Here is a 13,997-nt window from a genome sequence, read left to right on the forward strand (position 1 = left end):
CCTAAACGACTGTAATCTGTCCCATTACTGTCATTTAGGTGAAAGTCGCTTTACGCCTATCACTGACTACATTTGGCTATGTCGATATTCTAAAAACCTAGCCTTCGACACATCTAATGCATGGCAAAGAAGGTCGACCGGGAATTGATCTTCTAGGGTCTGAATGACCTTATACTTTCCTTCCTCACCTTGGATTGTTCGTTCTAAATACGTCTTTAACGCCTCTACTTCGATCTTCAAATTCTCTAGTTGCTTCTGGATTGAATCTTGTTCTGCTTCTCCCTCTGTATGCATTAATGACCGCTCAAATGCCGCAGAACCACTTTTTTTATATTTCTTAATCCACTCGTAGACATTATCACGGTGGCGTATTCCTAAGTCGGTGATAACCGCATGAACTGGTTGATCCTCCTCCAGAACCCGCCGAATAGCCTCCAGTTTAACCTGTTTACTATACCTTGAGTATGCCCGTTTCTGCTCTTCCAAACCCTTCACCCCTTTTAATGCCCTTATCGCTACACCCTTATACTACTAGACCAACCATTACACAATCATTACAAGAACTGAGAAGGTCAGAATCCTAATTTACACCAATCAAATAGCTGACCAGGATCAACCTTCCGTCCAGCAGCATAGTCCTCATGCCCGATGATGTGCCACCTGCTATTTGGAATTGTTGGATTGCGTTTCAGAATATCCTGAATCAAGGAGGATAAAGCACGATATTGTTGTTCGGTAAAGCCAAGATCATTTGGCGAAATCGCATCATAGGCTGCTTCAGGAATAAACGACGCCATTTCTTCCTTTGTGCCAATCCCCATTAGTTCAATCCCGATGGAATAATCATTCATATTATGTATGAAAAAAGGCAGATTCGGGAGATTGCTCTTTCCCGCATGATAGGCCACTCGATTTTCCGGAACGAGTTGAAATACATCACCCTCCCGATCAATTACGTAATGAGTGGAAAGCCGAAGATCCTTCAATAGAAAATAAATAGCGGTAATCTGATAAGGATTGTCCTCTAAATTCGATATATTACTGATGAAATGAAGCATGATGTGTGTAATCGGCTTCTTCCTAATCGTAGAGTTTTCTTCCGGTAAATATAGCTTCTTAATTTGTACTGTATGTGTAGTCTCTCCCACATTACCGGCAGAAACCTCGTAGTTAAACCCTATGCTTGCTAACGCCACAAAAATAAGAACCCTTTGTATTGATACCTTCATCGAATAGCCCCTTTCCATCCCCTTATACTTAGCTTTAACAATTCCCCAAAAAATCTACAGAAAAATCTTTCATCACTTCATTAGCGACGTAATGACTTTCCTTTGTGATTCATTCGAAAAAAGCTTACAATATTCAAGGAAGGAAGGGTGTATACAACATGACATTAAACTATTCATTACCAGATACCATTACTGAAATTCTAACCAAGAAAAGAAGTACGACCGATAAATTTCAAGAACTCATTCGAAATGGTGGTTATATGCCGCCTAACATAGATTTATTAGTCGATGCTATTACGGCGTTAAGCATGGGGAAAAACCTGTTATTAAAAGGACCAACTGGTGCGGGTAAAACAAAATTTGCTGAAACCTTATCAAGCTTGTTCAATCAGCCCATGTTCAGTGTAAACTGTTCGGTAGATCTAGATGCAGAAAGTCTCCTTGGCTTTAAAACCCTAGCCTACGATGGTGATAAACAGGTAATTGAATTTGTGCCAGGACCAGTAATCAATGCCATGACGAACGGAACATTACTCTATATTGACGAAGTAAACATGGCCAAACCTGAAACATTGCCACTAATTAATGGTGTGCTTGATTATCGCAGAACAATAACCAATCCATTTACCAATGACATGATAACTGCCAAAGAAGGATTCGGTGTTATTGCAGCGATAAACGAGGGCTATATCGGAACCGTTCCCCTGAATGAGGCATTAAAGAACCGTTTTATTGTGCTGGATGTTCCGTACATTGAAGGAGACCAACTGAAGAAGCTTATTAGTACGAATACAGCCTTAACAGACGAAGAAGCGATTGACTTATTTGTCAAATTATCTTCAGACTTGATTCAAGCTGTCTATCAAGGCAAGCTCTCGGAGGATGCTGCCTCTGTTCGCGCGTTGTTGGATGCCTGTGACTTAAGTGTCGTCATTCCTCCTAAACGCGCCATTCTACGTTCAATCGTCGATAAATTAGATGAAGAAAGAGAACGAGAATTTGTGAAAAATCTAGCAGAAACGCTTTTCTAGATAGGAGTATAAGACATGTTTCGCTTCAATGATTCAAGGGTAGATACCAATCTATTTTTACAGCTTCAAGATTTAGCTACTGTCCTGTCTGGCGATGAGAAGCTTAAATTTGAATATAATTTTGGATCCCTAATCGACTTAGTTGATTATAAACTTACCGCTAGTCGTTTTTGGGACAATACAAATGATTCCATTAAAGAAGCCGGACTCAAGACAGATGTTTATTTACGCGCAATCGGAACGTTAAGACATTCCATCATTCCAGAAATGAAGTCCTTTCTAGAAAATGTCCAAGATGCTGCCTTACCGAAGTTTTCTAACCAGATTTTTGCCTTGTTGGAGGATATTCGATTGGAAGAAATAATTAAGCAGGAGCGACCAGGAACCAAATACGCCTTTTCTATTAGGAAGCAGGCTTACGAGCATTACTTCCAAACACAATTAGCTGTAAATGCATCAAGAAGCTTTCCGTTAGATGAATTATTTTGTTTAATTTACTTGCAATTACATTCTGATCGTCCTGACCCGATTTTTCCAAAAGCAACTGCTGAGCAACGACAACAACTAGAGGAATTAAAGCCTATTCTGTACAGTGTCTTTGAGGCTAAAAGCACGGCAGATGTAACGCGGATTTCCGAACAAATAGTTTATCGTATCCATGGCTATAAGGATACATTGAATGAATACTTCATCTTTCCAATCAGCCATATCACGTCCTATGAGAAAAATACGTTATTTGATGAGCTAACCCGAACAGACGCACTAAATAATGACGATTTTGAAGAGGTTAATCAAGAGGAAAGTGAGTATTTCGATGAGAAATTCTCTACCTGGCATCGGGAAAATAAAAACGAAAATAAGAAACAAAACTTCCTTCAGTTTGAATTAGAACAAGGAACCAAAACAAGCATCATGGGTGGTGGCGCGCGGGAAACAGAAGACGGTGACCAAGCAATGGCAGCCATCCAAGGCTCATCGGGCATGAGTAAGCAAAATGATTACTCGGATAAAGAACCACTAGAAAAAGAAGAAACGTCTCAAGGTGGCGGTTCTTCTGATGAATATGGCGAGGAAAATAAAGATGCTGTTAAAATCGATAAAGTGGCAACTTCTCCGACTCCAGATGATAGCATCGCCTATCAGGAGTTTGTTCTGGATATTGAACCTTTTAAACGAAAACTCGCAAAAACGATTGAGAAAACAATTGAGCATAAAAAAAATCAACCGCGCCAGGATTTGATTTTCGGTAGACTATCGAAAAAGCTTCTATCAGTCGTATTAGATGAAAATCCTCGCGTCTTCTATAAGAAAAACGAAGAATCCAAGGAATTTGATGCGGTGTTTACATTGCTAGTGGACTGCTCTGCTTCCATGCACAATAAAATGGATGAAACAAAACGTGGCATTGTACTGTTTCACGAAGTACTGAACCATCTCAAGGTACCCCATTCCATTATCGGATTCTGGGAGGACGCCAATGATGTGAAGGAAAACTATCAGCCAAACTATTTCCACCGGATTCATTCCTTTACAGACTCCTTTTACCAGCAGAATGGTCCTAAAATTATGCAGTTAGAGCCACAGGAGGATAATCGCGATGGCTTTAGTATTCGGGTCATCACGAAGGAACTCGAAGCACGCAGAGAAAAGAATAAATTCCTACTCGTATTCTCAGACGGTGAACCCGCTGCTAGCAATTACGATCAGAACGGAATTGTTGATACCAATATTGCAGTATCAGAAGCCCGCAAAAAGGGTATTGAAGTCATTGGTATGTTCTTAGCCAATGGTGTCGTTGATGAACGAGAAGATATGACAATGCAAAATATTTATGGCCGTGAACGTGTGATGATTCCAAGTGTTGCGGAGCTTCCAGAGCATTTCGCACCATTGTTAAAGAAATTATTATTGAAGAGTATTTAAAAATAACGTGCAAGGGCTTCATTTGAGCTCTTGCACGTTTCAACATATTTTTGCTCCCAATCTCTTAGAGAATCTCCCAGCTTTGTAATAATAGCTTAATAGCTTCTTCTAATTCTCGTTCTGGTATTCCTGCGAAGCCTAGGACAATTCGAGGTGACGATTCGTACTTTTTTTCCATGATATAGGTTGATAACGGATAGATTTTAATTTGTGCTTCCTGTGCTTTATCTAAAAGCTCTCCCTCGCTCATGCCATTCTTTATTTCTAATACGACATGGAACCCCGACAGATCACTTACAACTTCTAGTTTTTCTTTATACAGTTTTAACAGCCCTAATGTTTTTTCCATCTTTCTTCGGTATACTTTTCGCATTCGGTTGAGGTGTTTTTCAAAGTCTCCTTCTTTCATGAACTGTGCAACGATATGTTGATCAATTCGGGATACGGTGCTCTGGAAAAAGGATAATTTCTCCTTGTATTGTTCCAAGAGACGTTTTGGTAAGACCATATAGCTAATCCGAATCGAAGGAATGAGCGATTTAGAAAAAGTCCCTAAATAAATGACCTTTCGCCTCTGATCCATACTTTGTAAAGATGGAATGGACTTACCACTATAACGAAATTCACTATCATAATCATCTTCAATGATATATCGATCGTCCCGTTCTGCTGCCCAGTTTAATAGTTTTATCCGACGATTAGCAGATAATACGGATCCATATGGGAAGTGATGGGACGGGGTTACATAGACCACATTAATCGCTGCACCATCAAGTGTATCTACCTCTACCCCTCTTTCATCAACCGCTAACGGCCAAACTTCATTTGGATAGTGTTGAAGAATACGAGAAATAACATGATAGCCCGGATCCTCTACCCCATACGCAACGTTATCCCCTAGTAACAAAATGAGCTGTTGTAACAAGATTTCAATTCCAGCTCCGACAATCACTTCATCTGGTGAACAGTGAACCCCTCGTGCTTGGTAAAGATAATTCGCTATTTCTTCCCGTAATGTAAATTCACCCTGGCGATCGCCCATTAACAACAAGGAATGATTTTCATGATCAATGATGTTTTTCGTATATTTTCTCCACGTAGCGAAGGGAAAATTTTCGGTATCAATCCAGCTCGGGTGAAAATTATAACGAATCCGTTGCACAGATTGATCCAATTGACCAGATGTACGATTGGTAGGCTGAACATATTCTAAATCCTCATAAGCCAAAACAAAATATCCTTTTCTCGGAATGCCTTCTACATATCCCTCTGCCACTAATTGTTCATAGGCAGTTTCAATGGTATTTTGACTAATATTTAGGAACTCTGATAGCTTTCGTTTCGATGGTAGCTTTGTCTGGTATGGTATACGAGCTTCCATGATTTCTGTTTTGATGTATGTATATAACTGTTCATATAACGGTGTTTCACTTTCACGGTCTAGATCACACGATAGCATCTCCATTATTTAGCCCTCCTAATCTGGCATTATCAAAATCTATAAATCTGACACTTTCAACAATGCCAACTACTCCTTATAATAAATTAAAATTATATATAATCAAGTGTAGAATGGAGTGTTTCGATTGGAAAAGTTACTGGGTACTGAAACCGTTAAACGAGGAATGGCACAAATGCAAAAGGGCGGCGTCATTATGGACGTTGTCAATGCTGAACAAGCAAAGATTGCGGAAGCATCTGGAGCAGTTGCCGTCATGGCATTGGAACGTGTTCCATCTGATATTCGTGCAGCAGGTGGCGTAGCTAGAATGGCTGACCCTCGCATCGTAGAGGAAGTAATGAATGCCGTGACCATTCCTGTTATGGCAAAAGCTCGCATCGGGCATATCGTAGAGGCGCGTATTTTAGAATCAATGGGTGTTGACTACATTGATGAAAGTGAAGTATTAACCCCTGCCGATGAGGAATTTCATTTATTAAAAAGTGATTTCACTGTGCCATTTGTTTGTGGCTGCCGTGATTTAGGAGAAGCTGCAAGACGAATTGGTGAAGGAGCTTCTATGCTTCGTACCAAGGGTGAGCCTGGAACAGGGAACATCGTAGAAGCAGTCCGCCATATGCGTAAAGTACAAGCTCAAGTACGTAAAGTAACCTTGATGAGTGATGATGAATTAATGACTGAGGCGAAGATCCTCGGAGCACCATATGACATATTAAAGCAAATTAAACAAGCTGGAAAATTACCAGTTGTAAACTTTGCTGCCGGTGGGGTTGCAACGCCAGCAGATGCTGCCTTAATGATGGAACTTGGGGCAGATGGTGTCTTCGTTGGTTCTGGAATTTTCAAATCTGATAATCCAGAGAAGTTTGCGAATGCCATTGTCCAAGCAACGACCTACTACACTGACTACGACCTAATCGGCAAGCTTTCCAAAGAACTAGGAACAGCCATGAAAGGAATCGAAATCTCCAAACTAAACCAACAAGACCGCATGCAAGAACGCGGCTGGTAGAACAGGGTGCCCGGACAGGGTGCCTGTCACCACCCGAATTTTGTCGAATAAAGGACGTGTTTTGATGAGTGCAATTACGATTGGTGTACTTGGATTACAAGGTGCAGTTGCAGAACATATAAATCAACTTGAATCTCTTGGTGCTCATGGGGTCATCGTTAAGACTCCAGAGCAGCTTGAACAAGTGGATGGATTAATCTTGCCAGGTGGCGAGAGCACTACAATGCGCAAGCTGATTGACCGTTATGGATTTCTAGAGCCACTAAAACAATTCAGTAAAAACCAGAAACCAATTTTCGGTACATGCGCAGGGATGGTACTGGTAGCCAATGAACTATCGGAATCAACTGATGCTCATTTGCAACTAATGGACATCCGCGTTAAGCGTAATGCTTTTGGTAGACAGAAGGAAAGTTTTGAGGCAGTTCTTGAGATAAAAGGATTGGACACACCATTTTCTGCTGTGTTTATCCGTGCGCCATATATCGAAACAGCAGGTAATAACGTGGAAGTTTTAGCTACTTTCGATGGGCATATCGTCGCCGCAAAGCAACATCATATTTTAACTAGTGCATTCCATCCTGAATTGACAGGGGATACTCGATTTCTTCAACTATTCCTGAACATGGTAAAAGAAGCTACGCAAGCTATCCCAAAGTAACAAAAAAAGCTAAACCTTAGGAAATACTCCCAAAAGGTTTAGCTTTATTTTTCAAGCTTAAAGATATATTCCTCGACCGTTTTGCCCCGTGCATTTGAAAACCCTTCGTCCTCACCTAAAACGCTAAAGCCACACTTTTCAAGCACTCGAATTGAGCCTACATTATCTTTTGCCGCCCGAGCATACAGAGGACGTTCTTGTATCGTAACTAGGAATTTCTTAAGCGCCTGTGTAGCAATGCCCTTGCCCCAGTGTTCCTTCCCTATCCAATAACTGACTTCTGTTTCACCAAACTGTTCAAACTTCGAAATGTTCCCGACTATTTCTCCATTGTATACTATCGTGTTCTTTATAATATATTCATCATCGAGAATTCTCTTCCAATGGCTTAGGAATTCCACTTTATCTGCTGGATTCTCGGTTGTAAAAGCAGCCATTTCGTTTGCCTCTGGATCTAGTTGGAATTGAAAAAAATAAGTAAGATCATGTGGAAGTACTCCTCTTAGCTCAACAATATTATGTTTTTCCATCAACCATCACTCTCCCTTGTCACGAACTATTGTTCCTTTTCAATTATACCATTTTTTATATAAAATTATCTTCATAGTTGTGTACCAAATCTAGTATTAATGAAACGTTACCGTAGCGTTTTAGTATATAATAAAATAACTACAACCATACTTGCAGGAAAAACTAACACTGACTCAACTGAATCTATTCCATTTTAAAATAAAGGAGCCAGATCCATGTCTTTATCACCCGATATCGCTATTACGAGTACTGCTGTATTTACTGGTACAGCAGTTGAACCGATGCCACTCGCCATTTTAATTTCCGATAATAAAATTATTAATGTAGTCTCTAAGTCGGAATTGCAATCGTTTATTTCAAAAAAAACGCGTGTCTATGACTTCGGTGACAAGCTAGTTATGCCTGGATTCCACGACTTCCATATCCATCTTCTATTAGGTAGTATGCTAAAAAACAGCGTGGACCTGTCACATGCCAAATCAGCTAAAGAGGTTACACAGCTTGTGCGTGAATACGCCGCTGCTCATCCTAACGTACCATTTATCATTGGAAGTGGTTGGGATAATAATGCTTGGGCCGATAAACATACGGTACATAAAAACTATTTGGATGATGCCGTTTCTGATCGTCCAGTCATCATTTATCAGGCAGAACTTCATAGTGTCTGGATAAATTCGGCCATGCTCGAGCTTGCTGGTATTAACCAAGCTACTGCAAATCCCGATTTTGGCGAAGTGGTCAAGGACCAGGACGGAGAGCCAACAGGATTACTGATTGAACATGCAGTAGGACTCGTAACGGAAGCACTGCCTATGGATACAACGATGAAGGAACAACTATTAGAGCAGTTTCTTTCAGAGGCTGCGAAATACGGTGTAACCGCTGTTCATGACCTACTAAGACTTCCCGAAATGAGTACCGAGGAAGCTAGCTTATATGCTGACTTTGAAAAAAGAGGAAAACTGTCCGCAAGAATTCACTTTGTTGCACCTTTAAATGGGGACCTTACAGAAGCAACTAGACTACGAAACAGCTACCATTCCAACATGGTACAATTCACTGGTTTCAAACAGTTTATAGACGGCGTAATCTCCAGCTATACTGCCTATGTACTTGAAGCCTATTCAAATAAACCGGACACAACTGGCGGGACTGTGTACCCAGAGGAATTATTAAGAAAGTGGACGATTGAAGCTGACCGCGAAAACTTCCGCGTCCGTTTCCATTGTATTGGCGATAGGGCGGTAAAATTCGCACTCGATACCTTTGAAGAAGCAATCAAACAAAACGGAAAACGTGATGCCAGACATGCTATCGAACATATTGAATTGATTCAAGCAGTAGACATCCCAAGACTCCATGAACTTGGTGTACTCGCTTCTATCCAGCCAGAGCATTTAAACGGATCGTCGTATGAAGTGTATGAGGACTTAATTGGTAAAGAGCGCATGGAACGATACATGCTTCATCAAACATTACAGGATAATGGCGCAACCCTCGTCTATGGCAGTGATTATCCCGTTGTAGGTCTTAATCCGCTTGCCGGTATTTACCGAGCAGTCACACGACTTGATGATCAACAGGTTGCTTGGAATAAAGAAGAAAAGTTATCCCTAAGTGATGCCCTAAAAGCATACACATACGCTCCTGCCTACGGATCTTTTAGAGAAAATGAATTAGGAACAATAGAAACAGGGAAATTGGCAGATATTATTGCCTTAGATAGGGATTTATTTGCGGTTCCCGCCCACGAGATACAAGATACAAATGTCGTTTTCACCATGGTTGATGGGAAAATTGTCTATCAAGCTGAATAGCACAAAGCCAGCATCTGCGCTGGCTTTGTCTTTAAAATATATTTTCCAATAACACCTGTACAATGATTGCCAATGTCACCACTCTAAGGATTGGCTTAATATAACTTGGTTTCAGCATCTCTGCGACCCGAACACCAATCTGAGCACCGATGACTGAGCCACAAAGTAAGGTTAGGGTTAAGCCCCACATGATTTTTCCAGAGCTAATATACATGGTCGCAGCACCAACACAGCTTGAAAACGTTGCTAGCCGAACATAGGCAACCGCTCGAATATAATCCACCTTCAAAAAGGCGAATAAATAAAACATCAACGTCCCTTGCCCAGGACCAAACAACCCATCATATATCCCGATTCCATATAGTCCAGGAATACTTAGCCTACTTGGCACTAAAGGGTTTTCACCAGAAAAGTCTCGTTTCCCAATAATCGATGTTATAAAAGCAAACAGTAATAAGATGATTGCAACGATATAAAGACCATCCTCTGATAGTAATGAAGCAATAAATCCACCACTTATTCCGCCCAATAAGCTAACAGGAATAATCCAATAACATTCTTTGAAGGAAATCTTCTTTTGCCGATACAAATGATAAAAGCTAGAAAAAGAACTAACTGTATTGGAAACCTTATTGGCACCAATAGCCGAGTGAACCGGCATGCCCAACAGCAGCATCATTGGTAAACTGATTAACCCACCGCCCCCTGCCAACGTTCCCAATGTTGTTGCCAAGATACCAGTAAAAAAGATAATCACATACTCCATGCGCCACACCTCCCGCATACAGTATATTCCTTTTCGGAAATAAGTAAAAATACCATTATATTATCACTCGTGATAAGAAATTGTTATCTTATCTTGCCTTGTAAAAAAGCTACTAATATATGTCAGAATTTTATGGTAAAATTAAGGTGGATAGTGTAAAGGCATATGCCAATACTTATAAAAATGCTTTCAAAATACATGGTTAGAGAAAGCGAGGCTACATAATGATCTACAGAAGAAAAACATACAAAATTAACCCAGAAAAACTAGATACATTCAATCATTTTTTCCATACCTATTTATATCCTAATCAATTGAACTATGGTGCTACGTTAGTTGGACGGTGGGTCAATGAAACCAAAGATGAGATTGTAGCAATCTGGGAATATACCGATATGGAACATTACGAAGCGATTGAAAAACAGATACGAAATAGTGAGCTGCACAAACAAGCGCAAGAAACAAGGAAAGCAATTGGCGAATTATACATCGAGAGCAAGCAAGACTTTTTATCATCCACTGCCCCGCCTCCTGCTTCCTATCACGATCCTAAGCACATAATGTCAGTCAGTGGCTATATAACCAATCAGGCTGGTGAGGTTTTACTTGTACGCAATTATCATCGGGCAGACACGCTCGAGATGCCTGGTGGGCAAGTAGAAGTTGGCGAGACATTGGAAGAAGCTATCCACCGAGAAATACTTGAGGAAACGGGCGCCATAGTTCGTTTAGTTGGAATAACCGGAATCTATCAAAACGTTACGAGAGGCGTAACTTGTGTCGTTTTCCGCGGAGAGTATCAATCTGGAGAATTAAGAACGGCAGAATCAGAGACATCGGAAGTATATTTTACGGAACTAACCAAAGAAAATATAGATCAATTGATTACAAGAGAGCAATTTAAAACTAGAACACTTGATGCGATGGATGCGAACTACTTGCCTTATGAAGCATTTAAAGTGAGACCGTATGAACTACTTAGTAGATCTGATGTTAAAAAAGAGTATAGCTAGTCAATCGGAAGAAATGTCGTTTAAAAAATTAAGAGGCTGATGCGTATGGTTTTTATTGCTCTTCTTCGGGGGATTAATGTTGGTGGTAATAATAAAATAGACATGAAATTACTTAAACAGACGTTTGAACAAGCCGGTATGAATGATGTGGTGACATATATTAATACCGGAAATATTATTTTTTCACACAAGCATCTATCAAAACCAAAAATTGTCACTACTATTAGAAGAAGCGATTCATAAAGATTTTGGCTTACAAATTAAGGTATTAGTTCTGAGTTTAGATGAAGTCAGTGAAATCATTAGCATTATCCCTGACACATGGAAAAATGATAAAGAAATGAAAACGGATGTTTTATTCTTGTGGGAAGAAATTGATGATGAATCTATCCTAGAGAAGCTGGTCATTAAACCAGATATTGACTCGGTAAAATACACACCAGGTGCAATCGTATGGTCGATTGCAAAGAAAAATGCAACCAAAAGCGGTATGTCTATGATCATTGGAACAAAGCTCTATAAGAAGGTTACCGTAAGAAATGTGAATACAACTCGTAAAATTTATGAACTGATGAAAGTACAAAACAGTTAAACGATAGTGGAATTAATAGCTTAACTGACATAATTAGAAATTGGATATAGGAGAGATTAATATGTTAAAAGTCTCACGTTTTATTTTATCAGCAATAACGATTGTATTAGCTGCATATGGGTTAATTACACAGAACTTTACGTATAGCAAATTTATGATATTGTCTTTAGGGTTATTGATGCTAGTAATGGGGATACAATGTTTTAAGAATGGCCAAAAAACTTATGGTTGGTTATCTATGATTGTTTTTCTATTTTCTTCATTTGTCTCCATCCAAGGCTTTATCTTAGGTTAGAAAAAGGGGCTGGGACAAAAGTGCTAATGGTTAGATAAAATCCGAACGTTGGTGCACGGTACCCGCTCCGGGAATATACTTCGCTGAATCAGTGCATTGTTCGTCCTTTTATCTTCTCATTTTACTTATGTCCCAGCCTGTTTCCTATATACCCTATTTATTCTTCACAATTTCCTTCAACTGACCACTTAGCGAACTGATTTCTTCCACCGTAGAATTAATCGTTGCGATAAGGTCATGTTCATTTTCAAGTGTTGAAACAATCTCTTGAGTAGAAGAAGCATTTTCTTCTGCGATATTCGCCACATTTTCAATTTGCTCTTGAATGTCTTTGAAGTTACCTGTTGCTGATTTAATCTCCAGCATTCCTTTTGAAAGCTCTTCATTCGTTTCTTTGAACGAGTTTCTTAGCTCCGTGAAGAACGTAGAAACCTCATTTAATAGCTTCATTCCTTCTGCAGCTGCACTTTCACCTGCGACTGATTTTTCTTGTGCTTCTTTTGATTTTTGGAAAAGCATTGTCGTTACTTCTGAAATATCTACAGTAATATTCGCACTCTGTTCTGCTAGCTTACGAACCTCATCTGCAACAACGGCGAACCCTTTTCCATGTTCCCCTGCACGAGCCGATTCAATCGCAGCATTTAGTGCTAATAGATTGGTTTGGTCGGCTATTTCCTTGATTCCTTCTAATAAGGAGTTAACCGTTTCAAGGCTAGATTGCAGATCAGATACTGTAACAGTGGTTGTTCCAATTGCATCGTTAACCGTACTAATATGGGTAGATGCTTGGTTAATTTTATCCCAGCCATCTTGAACACGTTGATTCATTTGATCTGATTTCTCCACAATTCCTTGTGAAATCGTAACCGTCTGATTCGTTCGCTGTAATGAGTTACCCATGGATTCGTTAACAAGACTGACACTCTCTGCCTCATCTTGAATCGCAGTAGCCATCTGCTGAACGGATTCTAACACCATTTGACTAGAATCATTAATGGTTGTCATACTAGATTTAAACTGACTCACCGTTGTGTCCAGAGTATTGGCACCAGATTCAATCGATTGGAAAGTCGTTTGTAATGTATCCAATAATTCTTTTGCTTCTAATTCTTTTTTCGAGGATTCTTCTACTAGACTTCTTCCCCATTTAGTAAGTAAGAATAACGCTACTAAAATACCATTAATAATTGCAAATATAGTTATAAAGCCTTTTAAATTATCATCGATTCCCAATAATTCTCCCGGACTTATGAAATAAAGTGCAATCATTTCAATGTTAATCAAAACGGAAAACGCTAAGATTAATTCTTTTTTAAAGTATAAGGAGATCATGGCGATGGTTAGAAAGATTAGGTAATGCTTATTAAGTGCATAACCATCTATCGGTATTAATGCAAAAACAACAATGTTTGGAAGTAGTGCAAAAAAGAAACCTTTTAAATACGTTGGTATCCGTACCAAGTAGTTTATCGTAGAGATAATTAGCACTAAAACTCCTGCAATCACAATATCCAGACTATCCCCAAAGCCTCTTGCAGCGACAACCGGTATCACTAAAAGAAATACGATTGCAATTAATAATAGTAAATTTACTTTGTGAACCCTTTTGGTATTATATGTATCCTGATGCTTCATGTAGGTTCCCCTTCCTTGTCTTATCAA

The 13,997-nt window shown here is 39.6% G+C and carries 13 protein-coding genes and 1 pseudogene; 8 read left to right on the top strand and 6 right to left on the bottom strand.

Features of this window, described 5'->3' with window-relative positions:
* Positions 1 to 66: 66 nt before the first annotated feature.
* Together JF53_RS01910 and JF53_RS01915 are read right to left on the bottom strand one after the other, a co-directional pair.
* Positions 67 to 486, bottom strand: coding sequence for a transposase (locus JF53_RS01910; protein WP_047981844.1), 420 nt, complete (start codon positions 484 to 486; stop codon positions 67 to 69).
* An 86-nt stretch (positions 487 to 572) separates the two neighbouring features.
* Positions 573 to 1,229, bottom strand: a complete 657-nt coding sequence (locus tag JF53_RS01915; protein WP_047981845.1) for an N-acetylmuramoyl-L-alanine amidase — start codon at positions 1,227 to 1,229, stop codon at positions 573 to 575.
* 158 nt (positions 1,230 to 1,387) lie between these two features.
* Here JF53_RS01915 and JF53_RS01920 point away from each other — a divergent pair, with 158 nt between their 5' ends.
* Both JF53_RS01920 and JF53_RS01925 read left to right on the top strand, forming a co-directional pair.
* Positions 1,388 to 2,260, top strand: a complete 873-nt coding sequence (locus JF53_RS01920) for an ATP-binding protein (protein ID WP_047981846.1) — start codon at positions 1,388 to 1,390, stop codon at positions 2,258 to 2,260.
* A 15-nt stretch (positions 2,261 to 2,275) separates the two neighbouring features.
* Positions 2,276 to 4,183 carry a vWA domain-containing protein gene (locus JF53_RS01925; RefSeq protein ID WP_047981847.1) on the top strand — a complete coding sequence of 636 codons (1,908 nt, stop codon included), beginning with the start codon at positions 2,276 to 2,278 and terminating at the stop codon, positions 4,181 to 4,183.
* A gap of 64 nt (positions 4,184 to 4,247) precedes the next feature.
* Here the strand turns inward: JF53_RS01925 and pdxR are convergent, their stop codons facing one another.
* On the bottom strand, positions 4,248 to 5,648 hold the full coding sequence (gene pdxR, locus JF53_RS01930; RefSeq protein ID WP_047981848.1) for a MocR-like pyridoxine biosynthesis transcription factor PdxR: 1,401 nt from the start codon (positions 5,646 to 5,648) through the stop codon (positions 4,248 to 4,250).
* A 121-nt stretch (positions 5,649 to 5,769) separates the two neighbouring features.
* Here pdxR and pdxS point away from each other — a divergent pair, with 121 nt between their 5' ends.
* Positions 5,770 to 6,657, top strand: a complete 888-nt coding sequence (pdxS, locus tag JF53_RS01935) for a pyridoxal 5'-phosphate synthase lyase subunit PdxS (RefSeq protein WP_047981849.1) — start codon at positions 5,770 to 5,772, stop codon at positions 6,655 to 6,657.
* A gap of 73 nt (positions 6,658 to 6,730) precedes the next feature.
* Complete coding sequence (gene pdxT, locus JF53_RS01940) at positions 6,731 to 7,318, top strand: pyridoxal 5'-phosphate synthase glutaminase subunit PdxT (RefSeq protein ID WP_330218273.1); 588 nt, start codon at positions 6,731 to 6,733, stop codon at positions 7,316 to 7,318.
* A 44-nt stretch (positions 7,319 to 7,362) separates the two neighbouring features.
* Here pdxT and JF53_RS01945 read toward each other — a convergent pair whose 3' ends face one another.
* Positions 7,363 to 7,848 carry a GNAT family N-acetyltransferase gene (locus JF53_RS01945; RefSeq protein ID WP_047981851.1) on the bottom strand — a complete coding sequence of 162 codons (486 nt, stop codon included), beginning with the start codon at positions 7,846 to 7,848 and terminating at the stop codon, positions 7,363 to 7,365.
* A 216-nt stretch (positions 7,849 to 8,064) separates the two neighbouring features.
* Here JF53_RS01945 and JF53_RS01950 point away from each other — a divergent pair, with 216 nt between their 5' ends.
* Complete coding sequence (locus JF53_RS01950) at positions 8,065 to 9,666, top strand: amidohydrolase (protein ID WP_047981852.1); 1,602 nt, start codon at positions 8,065 to 8,067, stop codon at positions 9,664 to 9,666.
* Positions 9,667 to 9,697: 31 nt separating this feature from the next.
* Here JF53_RS01950 and JF53_RS01955 read toward each other — a convergent pair whose 3' ends face one another.
* A complete protein-coding gene (locus JF53_RS01955) occupies positions 9,698 to 10,432 on the bottom strand; it encodes a sulfite exporter TauE/SafE family protein (protein WP_047981853.1) in 735 nt (244 codons plus the stop codon).
* A gap of 224 nt (positions 10,433 to 10,656) precedes the next feature.
* On the opposite strand from JF53_RS01955, the gene JF53_RS01960 reads away from it, so the two are divergent.
* The 3 genes and pseudogenes from JF53_RS01960 to JF53_RS01970 all read left to right on the top strand — a co-directional run bounded on the left by JF53_RS01960 (position 10,657) and on the right by JF53_RS01970 (position 12,332).
* Complete coding sequence (locus JF53_RS01960) at positions 10,657 to 11,445, top strand: NUDIX domain-containing protein (protein WP_047981854.1); 789 nt, start codon at positions 10,657 to 10,659, stop codon at positions 11,443 to 11,445.
* A 45-nt stretch (positions 11,446 to 11,490) separates the two neighbouring features.
* Positions 11,491 to 12,037 (top strand): annotated as a pseudogene (locus JF53_RS01965) (DUF1697 domain-containing protein).
* A 61-nt stretch (positions 12,038 to 12,098) separates the two neighbouring features.
* Positions 12,099 to 12,332 carry a DUF3953 domain-containing protein gene (locus JF53_RS01970; protein WP_047981855.1) on the top strand — a complete coding sequence of 78 codons (234 nt, stop codon included), beginning with the start codon at positions 12,099 to 12,101 and terminating at the stop codon, positions 12,330 to 12,332.
* A gap of 153 nt (positions 12,333 to 12,485) precedes the next feature.
* Here the strand turns inward: JF53_RS01970 and JF53_RS01975 are convergent, their stop codons facing one another.
* Positions 12,486 to 13,970, bottom strand: a complete 1,485-nt coding sequence (locus JF53_RS01975; protein WP_047981856.1) for a methyl-accepting chemotaxis protein — start codon at positions 13,968 to 13,970, stop codon at positions 12,486 to 12,488.
* Positions 13,971 to 13,997 lie beyond the last annotated feature (27 nt).

Source organism: Ornithinibacillus contaminans (assembly GCF_001038425.2).
Taxonomy (GTDB): domain Bacteria; phylum Bacillota; class Bacilli; order Bacillales; family Amphibacillaceae; genus Ornithinibacillus; species Ornithinibacillus contaminans.

What these genes read in the sequence shown, in the direction of transcription:
- JF53_RS01915 (WP_047981845.1), bottom strand. Translation starts at nt 1,229, where the DNA reads ATGAAGGTATCAATACAAAGGGTTCTTATTTTTGTGGCGTTAGCAAGC.
- JF53_RS01970 (WP_047981855.1), top strand. Translation starts at nt 12,099, where the DNA reads ATGTTAAAAGTCTCACGTTTTATTTTATCAGCAATAACGATTGTATTA.
- JF53_RS01955 (WP_047981853.1), bottom strand. Translation starts at nt 10,432, where the DNA reads ATGGAGTATGTGATTATCTTTTTTACTGGTATCTTGGCAACAACATTG.
- JF53_RS01975 (WP_047981856.1), bottom strand. Translation starts at nt 13,970, where the DNA reads ATGAAGCATCAGGATACATATAATACCAAAAGGGTTCACAAAGTAAAT.
- JF53_RS01945 (WP_047981851.1), bottom strand. Translation starts at nt 7,848, where the DNA reads ATGGAAAAACATAATATTGTTGAGCTAAGAGGAGTACTTCCACATGAT.
- JF53_RS01960 (WP_047981854.1), top strand. Translation starts at nt 10,657, where the DNA reads ATGATCTACAGAAGAAAAACATACAAAATTAACCCAGAAAAACTAGAT.
- JF53_RS01950 (WP_047981852.1), top strand. Translation starts at nt 8,065, where the DNA reads ATGTCTTTATCACCCGATATCGCTATTACGAGTACTGCTGTATTTACT.
- JF53_RS01920 (WP_047981846.1), top strand. Translation starts at nt 1,388, where the DNA reads ATGACATTAAACTATTCATTACCAGATACCATTACTGAAATTCTAACC.
- JF53_RS01925 (WP_047981847.1), top strand. Translation starts at nt 2,276, where the DNA reads ATGTTTCGCTTCAATGATTCAAGGGTAGATACCAATCTATTTTTACAG.
- pdxR (WP_047981848.1), bottom strand. Translation starts at nt 5,648, where the DNA reads ATGGAGATGCTATCGTGTGATCTAGACCGTGAAAGTGAAACACCGTTA.